This window comes from Alistipes sp. D31t1_170403_E11 (assembly GCF_015553985.1).
Classification (GTDB): Bacteria; Bacteroidota; Bacteroidia; order Bacteroidales; family Rikenellaceae; genus Alistipes; species Alistipes montrealensis.
On record NZ_JADNHQ010000001.1, the window covers coordinates 499331 to 515498 of the forward strand.

Consider the following 16168-nt stretch of genomic DNA (forward strand, 5'->3'; position numbering starts at 1 on the left):
CAAAAACAAAACACGCGCCCAAGCGTCGATCGAAATTACAATATCGTATTAGCGGCGGTAACAGCCGAAAGCAGAAAGGGGAGGGATTCGATACGGATTTGCAACAAATCCTGCGTCCGGAACCCGCCGTCCGCAGAAATCCTCCGCGCTCCCCGGGTATCAGGCTTTGGCTGCGTCCACGTTAGCCAGGATGGTCTCGGTCAGGGCCCGGATAATCGAGTTCTTGACATACGTGCGGCGCACGGCAACGGCGATCTTGCGCGAAGTGGCTCCCTTCGAAAGGGTTTTCAGGCGGTCGCGGCGGTCGGCGGGGATGTATTCGACAGCCATTTCGGGGATGATCGTCAGACACGACGTACAGTCGACGATGCGCATCAGCGTATCCAGCGACCCCGATTCGAACGAATAGTGCGACGGCATCGAGCGCCGGGCCTGGCACAGTTCGATGATCTGGTCGCGCATGCAGTTGCCGGGGCTCAGGATCACCAGGTCTTTCAGGTCGATCTCCTCGATGCGGATATTCTGCCGCTCGTAAAGCGGATTTTCGGGCGACACGTACGCATAGAACCGGTCGTTGAAAAGTTCCTGTTCGAGGATGCCCTCGCCGCAGGTTCCGCTGGCGACCAGCGCCGCGTCGATGCGGTCGCGCTTGAGCGCCTCGACGATGTCCGAAGTGATCATCTCGGATATTTCCAGTTCGACCTTCGGGTAGTCGTGCACGAAAGCCGGAATGAATTTATGCAGCAGGTAGGGTGCAATGGTCGGGATGACGCCCAGCCGCAGCTTGCCGGCGGTTTCGCCCTTGAGTTCCGCAACGGCCTCGCGGATGTAGTTGTAGGCCTTGATCGTCTCGCGGGCCTGCTCCAGCACGACCTCGCCCGCTTCGGTGGGAATAACTGGCTTTTTCGAGCGGTCGAGAAGCACCACGCCCAACTCCTCTTCGAGAGCCTTAACCTGCATGCTCAAAGACGGTTGTGTCACAAAACAATGTTCGGCGGCAAGCGAAAAACTGCCACAGTTGGCTACGGCCAGCAAATATTCAAGTTGGATAATCGTCATAACAGGCGTCTATTTCAGCAAGCGAAGATATAAAAAAAATCTATACTCGACAACTTTTTTAGGCTCCCCGCATGGTTTTTCGTATGTTTGCGGGAAATAAGTCCGCCGCAGAGACGGGCGGCATTGCGGTAGCATCAAATAATTTGCCGCTTCCCCGGGTTTGCATTATCTTTGCCTCGGAAATGGACACCCGGCTCAGATAGGCTGCGGCCCGGCAAAACTCAAACTGCGTTTGGTTCTGCCCTCGCCTTGCACTATCTTTGTCAGCAAAATAAACGTTTAAAAATAAATATGGCAAAAATCATCCTTACCGGCGACCGTCCTACGGGCCGGCTCCATCTGGGCCACTTCGTAGGTTCGCTTCGCCGCCGCGTCGAGTTGCAGAACTCGGGCGAGTTCGAAAAGATATTCATCATGATCGCCGATGCGCAGGCACTCACCGACAACGCCGACAACCCGGAAAAGGTGCGTCAGAACATTATCGAAGTGGCGCTGGACTACCTTTCGGTAGGCCTCGATCCCGCGAAATCGACGCTCTTCATCCAGTCGCAGGTCGCCGAACTGTGCGAACTGGCGTTCTATTACATGAACCTCGTCACCGTGCAGCGGCTCCAGCGCAACCCGACCGTAAAGGCCGAGATCACGCTCCGCGGATTTGCCGAAGGCGCCGCCGAAGGCGACACGACCCAGCGCCAGGGTATTCCCGTGGGATTCTTCACCTACCCCATCAGCCAGGCGTCGGACATCACGGCTTTCAAGGCCACGACCGTGCCTGTCGGCGAAGACCAGGAGCCGATGATCGAGCAGACACGCGAAATCGTCCATAAATTCAACGCCGTATACGGCGAAACGCTCGTCGAGCCGGAAATTCTGCTGCCCGACAATGCGGCCTGCATGCGCCTGCCGGGAACCGACGGCAAAGCCAAGATGTCGAAATCGCTGAACAACTGCATCTACCTTTCAGACACGGCCGACGAGGTCAAGAAAAAGGTGATGGGCATGTATACCGATCCCGACCACCTGCGCGTGGAGGACCCGGGCAAGGTCGAGGGCAACACGGTATTCACCTACCTCGACGCTTTCAGCCGTCCCGAACATTTTTCCCGGTATTTGCCCGAATATCCCTCTTTGGATGAACTGAAGGCGCACTACCGCCGCGGCGGACTGGGCGATGTCAAGGTGAAACGCCTGCTGATCGCCATCCTCAACGAAGTGCTCGACCCGATCCGCGAACGCCGCCACTATTACGAGGCGCGCATCGGCGAGGTGTACGAGATTCTCCGTGAAGGCTCGGAAAAAGCCCGCGCTGCGGCAGCCGAAACCCTTGCAGACGTTCGTGCCGCCATGAAGATCAACTATTTCGACGACAAAGAGCTGATCGCCGGGCAGGCCGAGCATTTCGCCCAAAACCAATAGCACATGTCCTTCCGCACCGACCGCATCTACCTCGAATTCCTCCGGCTGACCCGGAGGCTGTCGAACAGCCAGATCATGATGCTTCTGGCCGTGGTGGTCGGTGTGCTCGCAGGGCTGGGCACTTACCTGTTCGAGATATTGCTGCACGGCATCAAGAGCGGATTGATACGCTGGTTCCCGGTGGACAGCGCCCATGTCCTCTTTCTGATCTACCCCGCCATCGGCATCATCCTGGCGACGCTGTTTGTCAAATATATCGTTCGAGACAACATCTCCGAAGGCGTGACACGCGTCCTGTACGCCATGTCGAGCCGCAACTCGCGCATCGCCCGCCACAACTGCTGGACTTCGATCGTAGGCGGTGCGACGACCATCGGATTCGGCGGATCGGTGGGTCCCGAGGCCCCGATCGTGCTCACGGGTGCGGCTATCGGCTCGAACATCGGACGGCTGGCGCGCCTCAACTACAAGCACACGACGCTGCTGCTCTGCTGCGGCGCGGGAGCCGCTCTGGCGGCGATCTTCAAAGCCCCGATCACGGGCGTGGTCTTCGTGCTGGAGATCCTGATGCTGGACATCACCGCCGGGTCGGTCATCCCGCTGCTGATCGCCTCGATCACCGCGACGACGATGGCCTTCATGCTGCGCGGCTTCGACCCGATACTGGCCATCACGCTGGCTCCGGCCGATGCGTTCGAACTGTGGCAGATACCGCTGTTCATCCTGCTGGGCGGGCTGAGCGGACTGATGTCGTGGTATTTCACGTCGATGAATTCGCGCGTGGGAAACTTCTTCAAGGGCATCGACAAGCAGTACAAAAAATGGCTCTGGGGCGGCGCGATCCTCGGTATCCTGATCTTCGTCTTCCCGCCGCTCTACGGCGAAGGTTACGAGGGATTCACCTCCCTGATGCACGGCAACGCGCAGGAGCTGTTCAACAACTCGCTCTTCTACCGCTTCCGCGAAATCGACTGGGTCGTCATCCTCTTCGTCATCGCCACGATGTTTTTCAAGGTCATCGCCATGGCTTCGACCAATGCCGCGGGCGGCGTGGGCGGAACATTCGCCCCGTCGCTGTTCGTCGGAGCCTTCACGGGCGCTTCGCTGGCGCTGGTCTGCAACACGCTGTTCGGATGGGAGGTGTCGATCGTTTCGTTTACGCTGGTCGGCATGGCAGGCGTCATGTCGGGAGTCATGAAAGCCCCGCTGACCTCGATCTTCCTCATCGCCGAGCTCTCGAACGGCTACGGACTGTTCATCCCGCTGATGATTACGGCCTGCATCTCGTTCGCCGTGGGCTACTACCTCGACCCCGATTCGATCTACACCAAGCAACTGCGCCTGAACGGCGAACTGCTGACCCACAACAAAGACCAGTCGGTATTTGTCTTCCTGAAACTCGACGAGCTGATGGAGACCGACTTCCTGCGCATCAAGGAGAACATGACCCTGGGCGACATCGTGCACATCATCTCGACGGCGCGCCGCAATATCTTCCCCGTAATCGACAACTTCGGCCGCCTGATCGGCGTGGTACAGTTGGACGACCTGCGCGAGGACATGTTCAAGCACGAGAAATACGGACACCCGATCTCGGATTACATGATTCCGCCCCCGGACCGGATCATGGAGCACGAAGCGATCCTGAGCGTCATGGAGAAATTCGAGGACAAAAGAGCCTGGATGCTGCCCGTCGTGGACAAGCAGGGCCGCTACCTGGGATTCATCTCCAAATCGCGCATCCTGAACGCTTACCGCGAACAACTGGTAAAAATACAGCAATAAATGAAAAGCTCCTTTCCCTGGGCCGAAGAGGTCGACTGCGCCGTCACGGTGTGCGACACCGAGGGCGTGATCCTCTACATGAACGAAAAGGCGCGCGCCACCTACGCCAAACACGGCGATTTGATCGGCAGCAACCTGTTCGGCTGTCACGGAGAACGCTCGGGCGAAATCATCCGCCGGCTGCTCGCGACGAACGGCACGAACGCCTATACGATCGAGAAGCAGGGCGTCCGCAAGATGATTTACCAGACAGCATGGAAGGAGGGCGGAGAAGTCCGCGGGCTGGTGGAAATCTCGATGGAGATACCGGCCGAAATGCCGCACTACATACGGAAATGAAAAAGGAGGTCTGGGGACCTCCTTTTTGTTTTAGAGAAAAGCCCCGAACCCGGGCAGGTGCTTCGTGGGCGAGAATTCGACGACCCCGTAGTCGGCGACGCCGTGGATGCGGAACGGATCTTCACACGTCAGGGCCTCGACGGCTGCGCGGTCCGCAGCACGGCAGAGGATGACGCCTCCCGTGCGGGGATTCTGCGGCCCCGAGCAGAGGAACACCCCTTCAGCATAATGCCGGTCAAGGTATTCACGATGCGCCGCGAGGTATCTCTCCACTTCGGCAAGCGGTTTCTTATAGGAAAGTAGGATAACGAACATTACGCATCACAATTTAATGTCGTAAATCTGGATCACTCCGGAGAGTTTGCCGCCTTCGTCCGTAACGAGCAGCGAGGTGACCTTGTTGCGGGTCATCATCTTCTCGGCCTCGATAAGTTTTTCGCCCGGAGAGATGGTTTTGGGATTACGCGTGGCAATGTCGGCGGCCGTGATGTTGAAGAACTCCCCGCGCAGGCGTTCCATCGCGCGGCGCACGTCGCCGTCGGTGACGATGCCTTCGATCCGCTCGCCGTCGCAGATCACGATCAGACCCAGCCCGCCCTTCGAAATGGCGTGGATCATCTCCGCAGCCGGGCAGTCGGGCGCGACGACAGGCAGGTCGTGGTTGCGCATGACGTTGCCCACGGTCATCAGCAGACGCCGCCCGAGGCTTCCGCCCGGGTGCAGGCGCGCGAAATCGACGCTCGTAAAGCCCCGCATCTGCATCAGCGACACGGCCAGCGCATCGCCCATGGCGATCTGCGCCGTGGTCGACGAAGTGGGCGCAAGGTGCAGGATGCAGGCCTCCTCCTTCACCCCTACGTCGAGGTGCACATCGGAGTTCTTGGCCAGCGCCGAGTCGGGATTTCCGGTCATCGAGACGATCTTATTACCGTTGGAATGGATGAAAGGAATGATTTTAAGGATTTCGTCGGTCTCACCCGAATAGGAGAGGGCCACGACGATATCTTCCTTCGAAATCATGCCCAGATCGCCGTGGAAGGCTTCACCGGGGTGGAGGAAAAAACTCGGGGTTCCGGTCGAAGCGAGCGTCGCGGCGATCTTGCGCCCCACGAGACCCGACTTGCCCATGCCCGTGATGATGCATTTGCCGCGGCTTTCGAGAATCAGTTCCACAGCCGTCGCGAACGCATCGCCGAGGGTGTCTTCCATGCGCTTGAGCGTCAGCATCTCAGTATGGATCGCCTTGCGGGCAACTTCCAGAATCTGCGCCTTCGTAGTATCGGTCATTTACAGCAAAGATTTAATTAACGGTTCCAGTTCATTGAGCGGCAGCATGTTGGCAGCATCGCTCAGGCCGCGGTCGGGATCGGGGTGCACCTCGAAGAAGAAACCGTTGGCTCCGAACGCCCCGGCGGCCCGCGCCATGGCGGGAACGAACTCGCGGTTGCCGCCCGTCTTACCGCCCGCAGCGCCGGGACGCTGCACCGAATGGGTGCAGTCCATGATCACCGTAGGGGCGATTTTGAGCATGTCGGGAATGTTGCGGAAGTCGACGACGAGGTTATTGTAGCCGAACGAATTGCCGCGCTCGGTAAGCCAGATTTCACCGGCTCCGGCCTCGCGGGCCTTTTCGTAGGGATAGAGCATGTCGGCGCCCGAAAGGAACTGGGCTTTTTTGATGTTCACCGTCTTTCCGGTCTTCGCCGCGGCGACCAGCAAATCGGTCTGGCGGCAGAGGAAGGCCGGAATCTGGATCACGTCGACGACCTCGCCGACGGGTACGGCCTGCCACGATTCGTGAATGTCGGTGAGCAGCCGCAGCCCCCACTTCGCCCGCACGTCGGCAAGCATCTGCAACCCCTTTTCGAGTCCCGGGCCGCGGAACGACAAAACCGAGGTGCGGTTGGCCTTGTCGAACGAGGCTTTGAAGATGATTTCCGTGCCGAGGGTCCGGTTGATCGCCGTGAGCTTTTCGGCTACGGTATCGAGCAGTTCGGCCGATTCGATGACGCAGGGTCCTGCGATGAACTTTAGTGACATGGGATTCAATTTACCTTAAACATTAATTTTGCGACGAAAGCCGGGCAATTTCGGCATTCAGGTGTTCGACGAACCCGTCGAATACCACGGGGGCGTTCTGCTCGAGATACCTGACGATACATGCGGACCTCGACCGCTCCCAGATGACATTGAAATGGCCTTCCAACTGGCCGGACAGCGCGCTATCGCCCTTTTTCGACCTGAAAGCGGCGGAATTGACGCCCCGTTTCTCGGCGGTATACAGCCCCCAGACGATTTCGTCGTCGGCCCGGAAGATGGTCAGGTAAGGGCAGCCGTCGTACAGCCGCACCTCGAAACTGCCTTCGTCCGCTTCGTTCAGCAGTTTACTTTTCTTGAGTTCGGCGTAACGGGCCTTGAGTTTCCCGCCGATCTCCACAGCCAGGGCGATGGAGGCGGACAACTCTTTATACACGTCCGCGACCGTCATCTGGTCCTCGGCGGCCCGCTGGCGGACAAAACCGGAAAGGGGATTGAGGAACAGCAGCCGGACCTTCAGCCGGTCACGCAGGATGCGGTCCAACAGGTGATCGTCTTTAGAAATATCCTTGAGCGCCCCGGCGACGGCAATCGACAGCAGGTCGTGATGGTGGCGGACCTGGGAGCGGCTCTTCCGGTAGAATTTAGTCAGGTCGATCCGTTCGTTCGTCAGCAGTTTCATGGGTTCTTCCGGCTCCTTCTCCTTGCATACCTGCAGGATGATATTGACGAAGCAGGCCGCGAAAAGGCCTGTGCCCAACGCCATCAGCAGGCTGCTGACAAACTCGTTGACAAATGAAAGGTTTGCGAACAATATAAATATGACACCCGCCAGGATTCCGATGATATTTATAGTCCTGTTCATACCCCGCCGATTTGCTATTTCCGGTTTTTCAACAAAAACGCTTCGGCCCGTTCGAGGTCTTCGGGGGTATCGATCCCGATCGTCTCGACCTCCGAAATACCCACGCCGATCTTATAGCCGTTCTCCAGCCAGCGCAGTTGTTCCAGCGACTCGGCTTTTTCGAGCGCCGACTGCGGCAGTGCCGTGACAGCCCGCATCACCTCCGCGCGGAAAGCGTAGAGGCCGATATGCTTGTAGTACGTATGGCGCGACAACCACTCTTCGCGCGGCACGCCCTTGAGGTAGGGAATCACCGAACGGGAAAAATAGATGGCCCTCGACTGCGCGTCGAGGACCACTTTCGGGGAATTGGGGTTTTCCAGCGCTTCGAGTCCGTCGGCCTCCGAAAAAGGCTTCACGAGCGTGGCGATGTCGGTCGACGCATCGTCGAAGCAGCGCTTCACGGTCTCCAGCTGCGAAGGCTGGATAAAGGGCTCGTCGCCCTGCACGTTGAAGATCACGTCGTACTCGACACCCTGCTTGCAGTAAGCCTCCCAGCAACGGTCAGTACCGCTTTTATGGTCCGGGGAGGTCATTTCGACCTTTCCGCCGAAAGCCTTCACGGCATCGTAGATTCGCCGGTCGTCGGTGGCGACCACAACGTCGTCCAACACGCCCGCGACCTGCTCGTAGACCCGCTCAATGACGGGCTTGCCGCCCAGCCGGGCCAGCAGTTTAGCCGGAAAACGCGTCGCCGCATAGCGGGCGGGAATAATTGCAATGCATTTCATTGTATAAAAATACCTTTTTTAATCCAAATAACCGCCGCCGGCCTCGTTTTTTTGTCAGGGCGGATAAAATCCGCGGTTTCGGGAAGCCGGCGAGGCAAGAGCATACACGCGGCATGCGGCTGCCCAAACCGGCGAGGGAAACGCCGAAGTTCGCCGCCGTCACGAAAAAACTACACCAGAGCCAGTTTCAGCACCTCTTCGTTGGTCTTCACGTAGTGGAACGTGAGGCCCGCGATATACTCGGGTTTGATCTCGGCGATGTCCTTGCGGTTCTCCTCCGAAAGGATCAGTTCCGTGATGCCGGCACGCTTGGCGGCCAGGATCTTCTCCTTCACGCCGCCCACGGGCATCACCCGGCCGCGGAGGGTCGTCTCGCCCGTCATGGCGATGCGCTCCCTGACTCTGCGGCCCGTGTAGCTCGACACGATCGAGGTGACCATCGTGATACCGGCCGAGGGACCGTCCTTCGGGATCGCGCCTTCGGGAACGTGGATGTTGATATCGTTCTTCTCGAACATCGCGGGGTCGATACCCAGTTCCTTGTAGTGGGCCATCGTCCATTCGTGGGCGATGGTGGCCGACTCCTTCATCACGTCGCCCAGGTTGCCCGTAAGGCTCACCTTGCCCTTGCCGGGCGTCAGCACCGACTCGATGTAGAGAATGTCGCCGCCGACCTCGGTCCATGCAAGACCCGTCACGACGCCCGTCATGCCGCCCACTTCGTACTCCTCCCGGAGGAATTTGGGCATGCCGAGGATTTTCTCGATATCTTTCAGCGAAATTTCGGGAGCGAAAGCCTCGTCGAAGGCGATCTGCTTGGCGCGGGCACGGGCGATCTTCGCCAGGTTCTTGTCCAGCGAACGCACGCCGGCTTCACGCGTGTAGCAGGCGATGACGTTTTCAACGACCTCCGGGGTCATGGTCATCTCCTGTTCCTTGATGCCGTGGGCCTCGCGCTGCTTGGGCAGCAGGTGGTCCAGGGCGATGCGTATCTTCTCCTCCACGAGGTAACCGGCGATGTTGATCATCTCCATACGGTCGCGCAGCGCCGGGGCGATGTTGGCGATGTTGTTGGCCGTAGCGATGAACAGCACCTTCGACAGGTCGTACTCCATGTCGAGGTAGTTGTCGTGGAAAGTGGTGTTCTGTTCCGGGTCGAGAACCTCCAGCAGGGCACTCGACGGATCACCGTGGTTCGAAACGGTCACCTTGTCGACCTCGTCGAGGATGATGACGGGGTTCGACGAACCGCAGCGTTTGATGGTCTGGATAATCCGGCCCGGCATGGCGCCGATGTAGGTGCGGCGGTGTCCGCGAATCTCCGACTCGTCGTGCAGGCCGCCCAGCGAGATGCGGCCGAACTTGCGGCCCAGCGCCGCAGCGACCGACTTGCCGAGCGAGGTCTTACCCACTCCCGGAGGGCCGTAGAGGCAGAGGATCGGGGATTTGAGGTCGCCCTTGAGTTTGATGACGGCCAGGTGCTCCAGCAAACGCTCCTTCACCTCTTCCAGACCGAAATGGTCGTGGTCGAGTTGTTCGCGGGCGCACTTGAGGTCGAGGTTATCCTTCGTCACCTCGTTCCACGGAAGCTCCAGCAGCAGATTGAGGTAGGTCATCTGCACCGAATATTCGGCTACGGCGGGGTTCAGCCGCTCGACCTTCTGCAACTCCTTCTCGAAGGTTTCGCCAACCTCCTCGGGCCAGTTCTTCTTGGACGCCTGCTCGCGCATCTTCTCGATGTCGGCATCGGCGCCGTCGCCCAGTTCGTCCTGGATCGTGCGCATCTGCTGTTGCAGGTAGTAGTCGCGCTGCTGCTTGTCGATCTCCTGTTTGACGCGCTCCTGAATCTGGTTTTTCAGTTCGGCCAACTGCTGCTCGCGGATCAGGATTTCGAGCAACTTGCGGGCACGGGCCAGCAGGCCGGGAGCCTCCAGCAGCGACTGGCGGTCCTCATCTGTGAGCTCCATGTTGGAGCAGATGAAATTGATGATGCCGCGCTTCGAGTCGATGTTCTTAATGGCGAAAGCCGCCTCCTTAGGCATCGACGGCGAAACGTTGATGATGTTCAGCGCCACGTCGCGGATCGAGTCCACGAGCGCCTCGAACTCGATGCTCTTCAGGTCGGGGGTCGAATCGCGCAGAGCGGTCACCCGGGCCTTGAAATAGGGCTCGGTGGTGATGTATTCCGTGATCTCGACCTTCTCCAAACCGTTCAGGATCACCGTGAGGTTGCCGTTGGGCATCTCCAGGATCTTGATGATACGCGCAGCGGTTCCGACCTTGTACATATCGTCCGGCGCAGGGTCTTCGACATCGCTTTCGCGCTGCAGCACAGCGCCCAGGATGCCGCCTTCGGCATTGACGGCGCGCACGAGGTTGATGCTCTTGTCGCGCCCCACCGTAATGGGGGTGATAGCGCCGGGGAAAAGCACCGACGAACGCAGCGTAAGGATGGGTATAATTTCGGGAACTTCGACCTCCTCCACAGGCTCGTCGCCGCCGGTCACGATAGGGATCACGCGGTGATTGCCGTCGAGCAGTTCGGGGAGGAGATTCACGTCGTCTACTTCGATGGTTTCGATCTTATCTTTTTTACTCATAGGATATACAGATATATAATGTTGCAAAGATAACGATTTTTTAGAAATTTTATTTTATCTTTGACAGAATGTTAATAACTTTGCATCCCTATAAAACAAAGTTAAACTGAAAGCGCCATGCAAATCGCAGACAAATACGCACCGCAGCAGATCGAATCCAAATGGTACGACTTCTGGATCGACCGGGGGATTTTCCACTCGGAACCCGACCAGCGCGAACCTTACACGATCGTCATCCCGCCCCCCAATGTGACGGGCATGCTCCACATGGGCCACATGCTCAACAACACGCTGCAGGACGTGCTCGTCCGCCGCGCCCGCATGTCGGGAAAGAACGCCTGCTGGGTTCCGGGCATGGACCACGCGTCGATCGCCACGGAGGCCAAAGTCGTAGCGATGCTGCGCGAAAAAGGCATCGAGAAAACGTCGCTCACGCGGGAGAAATTCCTCGAATACGCCTGGGAATGGAAGGAGAAATACGGCGGCGTGATCCTCAAGCAGCTGCGCAAACTGGGCGCATCGTGCGACTGGGACCGCACGTGCTTCACGATGGACGAACCCCGCACGGAGAGCGTCCTGCGCGTCTTCTGCGACCTCTACGAAAAAGGCAAAATCTACCGCGGCGTGAGGATGGTCAACTGGGACCCCGCAGCGCAGACGGCGCTTTCGGACGAAGAGGTGGTTTTCAAGGAGTCGCACGGCAAACTCTACTACCTGCGTTACCTGGTCGAAGGAACCGACAAGGCGATCATCGTCGCGACGACCCGTCCAGAGACGATCCTGGGCGACACGGCGTTGTGCGTCAACCCCAACGACGAACGTTACGCATGGCTGGCGAAGGACGCCCGCGTCATCGTGCCGCTGGTAGGCCGCTCGATCCCGGTGATCCGAGACGAATACGTGGACATCGAGTTCGGAACGGGAGCGCTGAAGGTGACCCCGGCGCACGACGTGAACGACTACATGCTGGGCGAGAAATACAGACTCGAAACCATCGATATTTTCAACGACAACGGCACGATCAACGACAAGGTGGGCCTCTACGTGGGACAGGACCGTTTCGACGTGCGCAGGCAGATCGAAAAGGACCTCGCGGCAGCGGGCCTGCTGGAGAAGACCGAAGACTACACCAACAACGTGGGTTATTCGGAGCGCACGGGCGTAGCCATCGAGCCCAAACTCTCGATGCAGTGGTTCCTCTCGATGCAGGAACTGGCACAGCCCGCGACAAAGGCCGTGATGGAGGACGCGATCCGGTTCGTGCCCGAGAAATACAAGAACACCTACCGCTACTGGATGGAGAACATCAAGGATTGGTGCATTTCGCGCCAGTTGTGGTGGGGCCAGCGCATTCCGGCCTACTACCTCCCGAAAGGCGGCTTCGTGGTCGCCCTGACGGCCGAGGAGGCACTGGAGAAGGCCCGCGCGAAAAGCGGCGACGCATCGCTGCAACTGAGCGATCTGAGGCAGGACGAAGACGTATTGGACACGTGGTTCTCGTCGTGGCTGTGGCCGATCTCGGTATTCGACGGCATCCGCTTCCCGGACAACGAAGAGATCAATTATTACTACCCCACCAACGACCTGGTAACGGCCCCCGACATCATCTTCTTCTGGGTGGCCCGCATGATCATAACCGGTTACGAGTACCGCCACGAAAAGCCCTTCTCGAACGTCTACTTCACGGGTATCGTGCGCGACAAGATCGGCCGCAAGATGTCGAAGCAGTTGGGCAACTCGCCCGACCCGCTGGACCTGATCGCCCAATACGGCGCCGACGGCGTGCGTATGGCCATGCTGATCTCCTCGTCGGCCGGCAACGACGTGATGTTCGACGAAGCGTTGTGCGAACAGGGCCGCAACTTCGGCAACAAGATATGGAACGCCTACCGCCTCGTAAACGGCTGGACGGTGGACGCCGCGGCGGCACAGAGCGAGAACAACCGCCTTGCCGTCGAGTGGTTCGAGCAGGCGTTGGGCCGCTCGCTCCGGCAGATCGCCGACGATTTCAAGACCTACCGCATCTCGGAAGCCTTCAAGGAGGCCTACCGGCTGTTCTGGGACGACTTCAGCGGCCTGTACCTCGAAATGGTGAAGCCCGCCTACGGGCAGCCGATCGACGCCGGGACGATGGAAGCGACGAAAGGCTGGTTCGACGCCCTGATGCGCGTACTGCACCCCTTCATGCCGTTCGTCACGGAAGAGATCTGGCAGGACCTCGCACCGCGGGCCGAAGGCGACTCGATCTGCGTGGCGCAGATGCCCCGACCCGCGGCCGAAGACGCCGCGATGCTGGCGCGCTTCGAACTGGCGAAGGAAGTTATCACCTCGGTGCGCAACGTCCGCAACCAGAAGAACCTGCCGCAGAAGGAGGCGCTGACGCTCCGGGTCATCGCCGACGAGAACTACCCCGCCGAATTCGCCCCCGTATTGGAGAAAATGGCCAATCTCACGGCCATCGAGACCGTCGCGGAGAAAGATCCGGCCGATGCGGCGTTCATCGTCAAGACGACGCAGTATTTCGTGCCGATGGCGGGCAAAATCGACGTGGAGGCTGAAATCGAGAAACTGACGGCGGAACTCAGCTATCAGGAGGGATTCCTCGCCTCGGTGATGAAGAAACTATCGAACGAACGGTTCGTCGCCTCGGCGCCTGAAAAGGTAGTCGACAACGAGCGCGCCAAACAGGCCGACGCCGAAGCCAAAATCACGGCCATCCGCGAGCAACTGAAAGCACTTAACTAAAAATCCGGCCTCCCCGGCCCCGCCTCGGCGGGGCCGGGGAGTGGACCTGGCCTGCAAACACGGCGGTATGCCGTAAATTATCAACGTCCGGAAACAGCAGAACGGACTTATCGCACGACACGATTTGCCAGCAATTACAATTTACACCGACGGTTCGGCCCTCGGAAACCCCGGTCCGGGCGGTTATGGCGCGGTGCTTCTCTCGGGGCAGCACCGCAAGGAGTTGTCGCAGGGATTCCGCCTGACGACCAACAACCGCATGGAACTGATGGCCGTGTGCGTCGCTCTCGAAACGCTCAAGTTCGAGGGTTCGGACGTGGTGGTTTACTCCGACTCGAAATACGTCGTCGACGCCGTCACGAAGGGATGGGTCTTCGGATGGGTCCGCAAAGGATTCGCGGGCAAGAAAAATCCCGATCTCTGGATGCGCTTCCTGCGCGCATACAACCGCCACAACGTCCGCTTCGTCTGGGTCAAGGGACACGCCGAGACGGTGGAGAACAACCGCTGCGACTTTCTGGCCGTTGCGGCGGCCAACGACAAGGCACACTGGCTGGAAGATACGGGTTACGACCCCGCAGAGCGGTAGACGGCAAAATCTCCGCTCTTTTTTTGGCGCATAGGGAGCCATAGTTCGACGAATTTTCGCACTTTTTTCGCTTTTCGGGTTATTATTTCTATCTTTACACCGTTTATTGCGTAACTAAAACCATACGCTCCGAATGTTCAAGATATACATGCGGCTGTTGGGTTTCGCCCGGCCGATCCGAAAATACGCGATCCCCTACTTCTTCTACTCGCTGTTTTACGCGTTGTTCAACTCGCTGACGTTCATGCTGATCATCCCGATCCTGAACACCATGTTCGACGCCAGCTACTCCTTCGAATACGTGGAGACGCTGCCGCCCGTAGAGTTCAACCAGGATTACCTCGCCACGCTCTTCAACTTCACCTATTCGCACATCTTCGAAGAGTACGACCGCCAGAACGTCCTGGTATTGCTGGCCGTTGTAGCCATCTGCATCAGCCTGATGAGCAATCTGTTCCGCTACCTGGGCGCCTGGACCATGGAGAACATGCGCACCCGGACCCTCCAGCGCATGCGCAACGACATGTTCTCGCGCGTGATGGACATGAACGTAGGTTACTTCAGCGACCAGCGCAAGGGCGATGTCATCTCGAAGATCACCTCCGACGTGGGCGTGGTGCAGTTCTGCATCACCAATACCCTCCAGGTATCCTTCCGCGAGCCGTTTCTGATCATCGGCTACATCGCGATGATGCTGGCCATTTCGTGGGAACTGGCGATCTTCTCGATCCTGTTCCTCCCGGTGGTAGCCCTGCTGATCGGCAGCATCGTAAAGAAACTCCGCCACCCGGCCCGCACCAACCAGCAGCGCATGGGCGAGATGGTGTCGACGCTCGACGAATCGCTATCGGGCATCAAGGTCATCAAGAGTTACAACGCCACGGAATATATCAAACAGAAATACTACGCCATCAGCGCCGACCTGGCGCGCCTCACGCTTTCGATGGCCCGCCGGCAGCAGTTGGCCTCGCCCATGAGCGAATTCCTCGGCATCACGGCCGTGGGCGTGATCCTCGTCTTCGGAGGCTCGCTTGTAGCCAAAGGCTCGCTCGACCCCGGCGGATTCATCGCCTTTGTGGCCATCTTCTCGCAGATCACGCGCCCCGTGCGCACCTTTATCGACCAGTTCGCCAACATCAACCAGGGTATTGCCGCCGGCGAGCGTATCTTCACGATCATCGACACGAAACCCGAAATCCAGGACAGCCCCGACGCAAAAGAACTTACGGGACTGAAAGAGAAGATCGAGTTCCGCGACGTGCACTTCTCCTACGACGGGCAGCGCGAAGTGATCGACGGCATTTCGTTCGAAATACGCCGCGGGCAGACCGTAGCGCTGGTAGGTCCCTCGGGCGGCGGCAAGTCGACCCTGAGCGAATTGCTGCCCCGTTTCTACGACCCTACGGCGGGTGAAATCCTGATCGACGGCGTTTCGCTGCGCGACTACACCCAGGAGAGCGTACGCGCGCACATGAGCGTCGTGGCGCAGGATACCGTACTTTTCAACGACACGATCGAAGGCAACATCGGAATGGGCAAGCGCGGCGCGACGCACGAAGAGATCGTCGAGGCGGCGAAGGTAGCCAACGCCGACTGCTTCATCCGCGAATGCACCTCGGGTTACGACACCAACATCGGCGACCGGGGCGTAAAACTCTCCGGCGGCCAGCGCCAGCGGCTTTCGATCGCCCGCGCAGTGCTCAAGAATCCCGACATCCTGATTCTCGACGAAGCCACCTCGGCACTCGACACCGAGAGCGAAAAGCTCGTGCAGGACGCCCTCAACAACCTGCTCAAAGGCCGTACGTCGGTGGTCATCGCCCACCGGTTGTCGACCATTCACAATGCCGACCTGATCGTCGTCGTGGACCACGGGCGTGTCGCCGAATGCGGCACGCACAACGAACTGATGGAGCGCAACGGCATCTATGCCAAACTGATCGAAATGCAATCCTTCGATTAG

General features: G+C 58.9%; 13 protein-coding genes. 6 read left to right on the top strand and 7 right to left on the bottom strand.

The window, feature by feature from the left end; all coding sequences use genetic code 11:
• Positions 1 to 159: 159 nt before the first annotated feature.
• Positions 160 to 1059, bottom strand: a complete 900-nt coding sequence (locus tag I2E69_RS01960; RefSeq protein ID WP_195458465.1) for a hydrogen peroxide-inducible genes activator — start codon at positions 1057 to 1059, stop codon at positions 160 to 162.
• Positions 1060 to 1350: 291 nt separating this feature from the next.
• On the opposite strand from I2E69_RS01960, the gene trpS reads away from it, so the two are divergent.
• From trpS to I2E69_RS01975, 3 genes are read left to right on the top strand one after another with little or no spacing between them, the layout of a single operon-like run.
• Positions 1351 to 2475, top strand: coding sequence for a tryptophan--tRNA ligase (gene trpS / locus I2E69_RS01965; protein WP_195458466.1), 1125 nt, complete (start codon positions 1351 to 1353; stop codon positions 2473 to 2475).
• Positions 2476 to 2478: 3 nt separating this feature from the next.
• A complete protein-coding gene (locus I2E69_RS01970) occupies positions 2479 to 4260 on the top strand; it encodes a chloride channel protein (protein ID WP_195458467.1) in 1782 nt (593 codons plus the stop codon).
• The gene (locus I2E69_RS01975; protein WP_195458468.1) at positions 4261 to 4599 is read left to right on the top strand and encodes a PAS domain-containing protein; all 339 of its coding nucleotides are present in this window, start codon (positions 4261 to 4263) and stop codon (positions 4597 to 4599) included.
• 30 nt (positions 4600 to 4629) lie between these two features.
• On the opposite strand, the gene I2E69_RS01980 is transcribed toward I2E69_RS01975, so the two are convergent.
• The 6 genes from I2E69_RS01980 to lon all read right to left on the bottom strand — a co-directional run bounded on the left by I2E69_RS01980 (position 4630) and on the right by lon (position 10871).
• Positions 4630 to 4914, bottom strand: a complete 285-nt coding sequence (locus I2E69_RS01980; RefSeq protein ID WP_195458469.1) for a YciI family protein — start codon at positions 4912 to 4914, stop codon at positions 4630 to 4632.
• Between the two features lie 6 nt (positions 4915 to 4920).
• Entirely contained in the window at positions 4921 to 5886 is a 966-nt protein-coding gene (locus tag I2E69_RS01985; protein WP_195458470.1) for an SIS domain-containing protein, read from the bottom strand.
• Positions 5887 to 6639 (bottom strand): 3-deoxy-8-phosphooctulonate synthase, encoded by a 753-nt coding sequence (gene kdsA / locus I2E69_RS01990; protein ID WP_195458471.1) that lies wholly within the window; start codon positions 6637 to 6639, stop codon positions 5887 to 5889.
• Between the two features lie 22 nt (positions 6640 to 6661).
• On the bottom strand, positions 6662 to 7501 hold the full coding sequence (locus tag I2E69_RS01995) for a DUF5919 domain-containing protein (protein ID WP_195458472.1): 840 nt from the start codon (positions 7499 to 7501) through the stop codon (positions 6662 to 6664).
• Positions 7502 to 7515: 14 nt separating this feature from the next.
• The gene (gene kdsB, locus I2E69_RS02000; RefSeq protein WP_195458473.1) at positions 7516 to 8271 is read right to left on the bottom strand and encodes a 3-deoxy-manno-octulosonate cytidylyltransferase; all 756 of its coding nucleotides are present in this window, start codon (positions 8269 to 8271) and stop codon (positions 7516 to 7518) included.
• Between the two features lie 170 nt (positions 8272 to 8441).
• On the bottom strand, positions 8442 to 10871 hold the full coding sequence (gene lon, locus I2E69_RS02005; protein ID WP_195458474.1) for an endopeptidase La: 2430 nt from the start codon (positions 10869 to 10871) through the stop codon (positions 8442 to 8444).
• Between the two features lie 117 nt (positions 10872 to 10988).
• Here lon and I2E69_RS02010 point away from each other — a divergent pair, with 117 nt between their 5' ends.
• From I2E69_RS02010 to I2E69_RS02020, 3 genes are all read left to right on the top strand, one after another.
• Positions 10989 to 13616: a valine--tRNA ligase gene (locus tag I2E69_RS02010; protein ID WP_195458475.1), complete on the top strand. Its 2628-nt coding sequence runs from the start codon at positions 10989 to 10991 to the stop codon at positions 13614 to 13616.
• Between the two features lie 124 nt (positions 13617 to 13740).
• The gene (rnhA, locus tag I2E69_RS02015) at positions 13741 to 14205 is read left to right on the top strand and encodes a ribonuclease HI (RefSeq protein ID WP_195458476.1); all 465 of its coding nucleotides are present in this window, start codon (positions 13741 to 13743) and stop codon (positions 14203 to 14205) included.
• 133 nt (positions 14206 to 14338) lie between these two features.
• Complete coding sequence (locus I2E69_RS02020; RefSeq protein WP_195458477.1) at positions 14339 to 16168, top strand: ABC transporter ATP-binding protein; 1830 nt, start codon at positions 14339 to 14341, stop codon at positions 16166 to 16168.

Excerpts from the sequence above, each read along its gene's own strand:
- I2E69_RS01980 (WP_195458469.1), bottom strand. The coding sequence starts at position 4,914 with ATGTTCGTTATCCTACTTTCCTATAAGAAACCGCTTGCCGAAGTGGAG.
- I2E69_RS01975 (WP_195458468.1), top strand. The coding sequence starts at position 4,261 with ATGAAAAGCTCCTTTCCCTGGGCCGAAGAGGTCGACTGCGCCGTCACG.
- I2E69_RS02010 (WP_195458475.1), top strand. The coding sequence starts at position 10,989 with ATGCAAATCGCAGACAAATACGCACCGCAGCAGATCGAATCCAAATGG.
- trpS (WP_195458466.1), top strand. The coding sequence starts at position 1,351 with ATGGCAAAAATCATCCTTACCGGCGACCGTCCTACGGGCCGGCTCCAT.
- I2E69_RS01995 (WP_195458472.1), bottom strand. The coding sequence starts at position 7,501 with ATGAACAGGACTATAAATATCATCGGAATCCTGGCGGGTGTCATATTT.
- kdsA (WP_195458471.1), bottom strand. The coding sequence starts at position 6,639 with ATGTCACTAAAGTTCATCGCAGGACCCTGCGTCATCGAATCGGCCGAA.
- lon (WP_195458474.1), bottom strand. The coding sequence starts at position 10,871 with ATGAGTAAAAAAGATAAGATCGAAACCATCGAAGTAGACGACGTGAAT.
- I2E69_RS01960 (WP_195458465.1), bottom strand. The coding sequence starts at position 1,059 with ATGACGATTATCCAACTTGAATATTTGCTGGCCGTAGCCAACTGTGGC.
- I2E69_RS01970 (WP_195458467.1), top strand. The coding sequence starts at position 2,479 with ATGTCCTTCCGCACCGACCGCATCTACCTCGAATTCCTCCGGCTGACC.
- I2E69_RS02020 (WP_195458477.1), top strand. The coding sequence starts at position 14,339 with ATGTTCAAGATATACATGCGGCTGTTGGGTTTCGCCCGGCCGATCCGA.
- I2E69_RS01985 (WP_195458470.1), bottom strand. The coding sequence starts at position 5,886 with ATGACCGATACTACGAAGGCGCAGATTCTGGAAGTTGCCCGCAAGGCG.
- kdsB (WP_195458473.1), bottom strand. The coding sequence starts at position 8,271 with ATGAAATGCATTGCAATTATTCCCGCCCGCTATGCGGCGACGCGTTTT.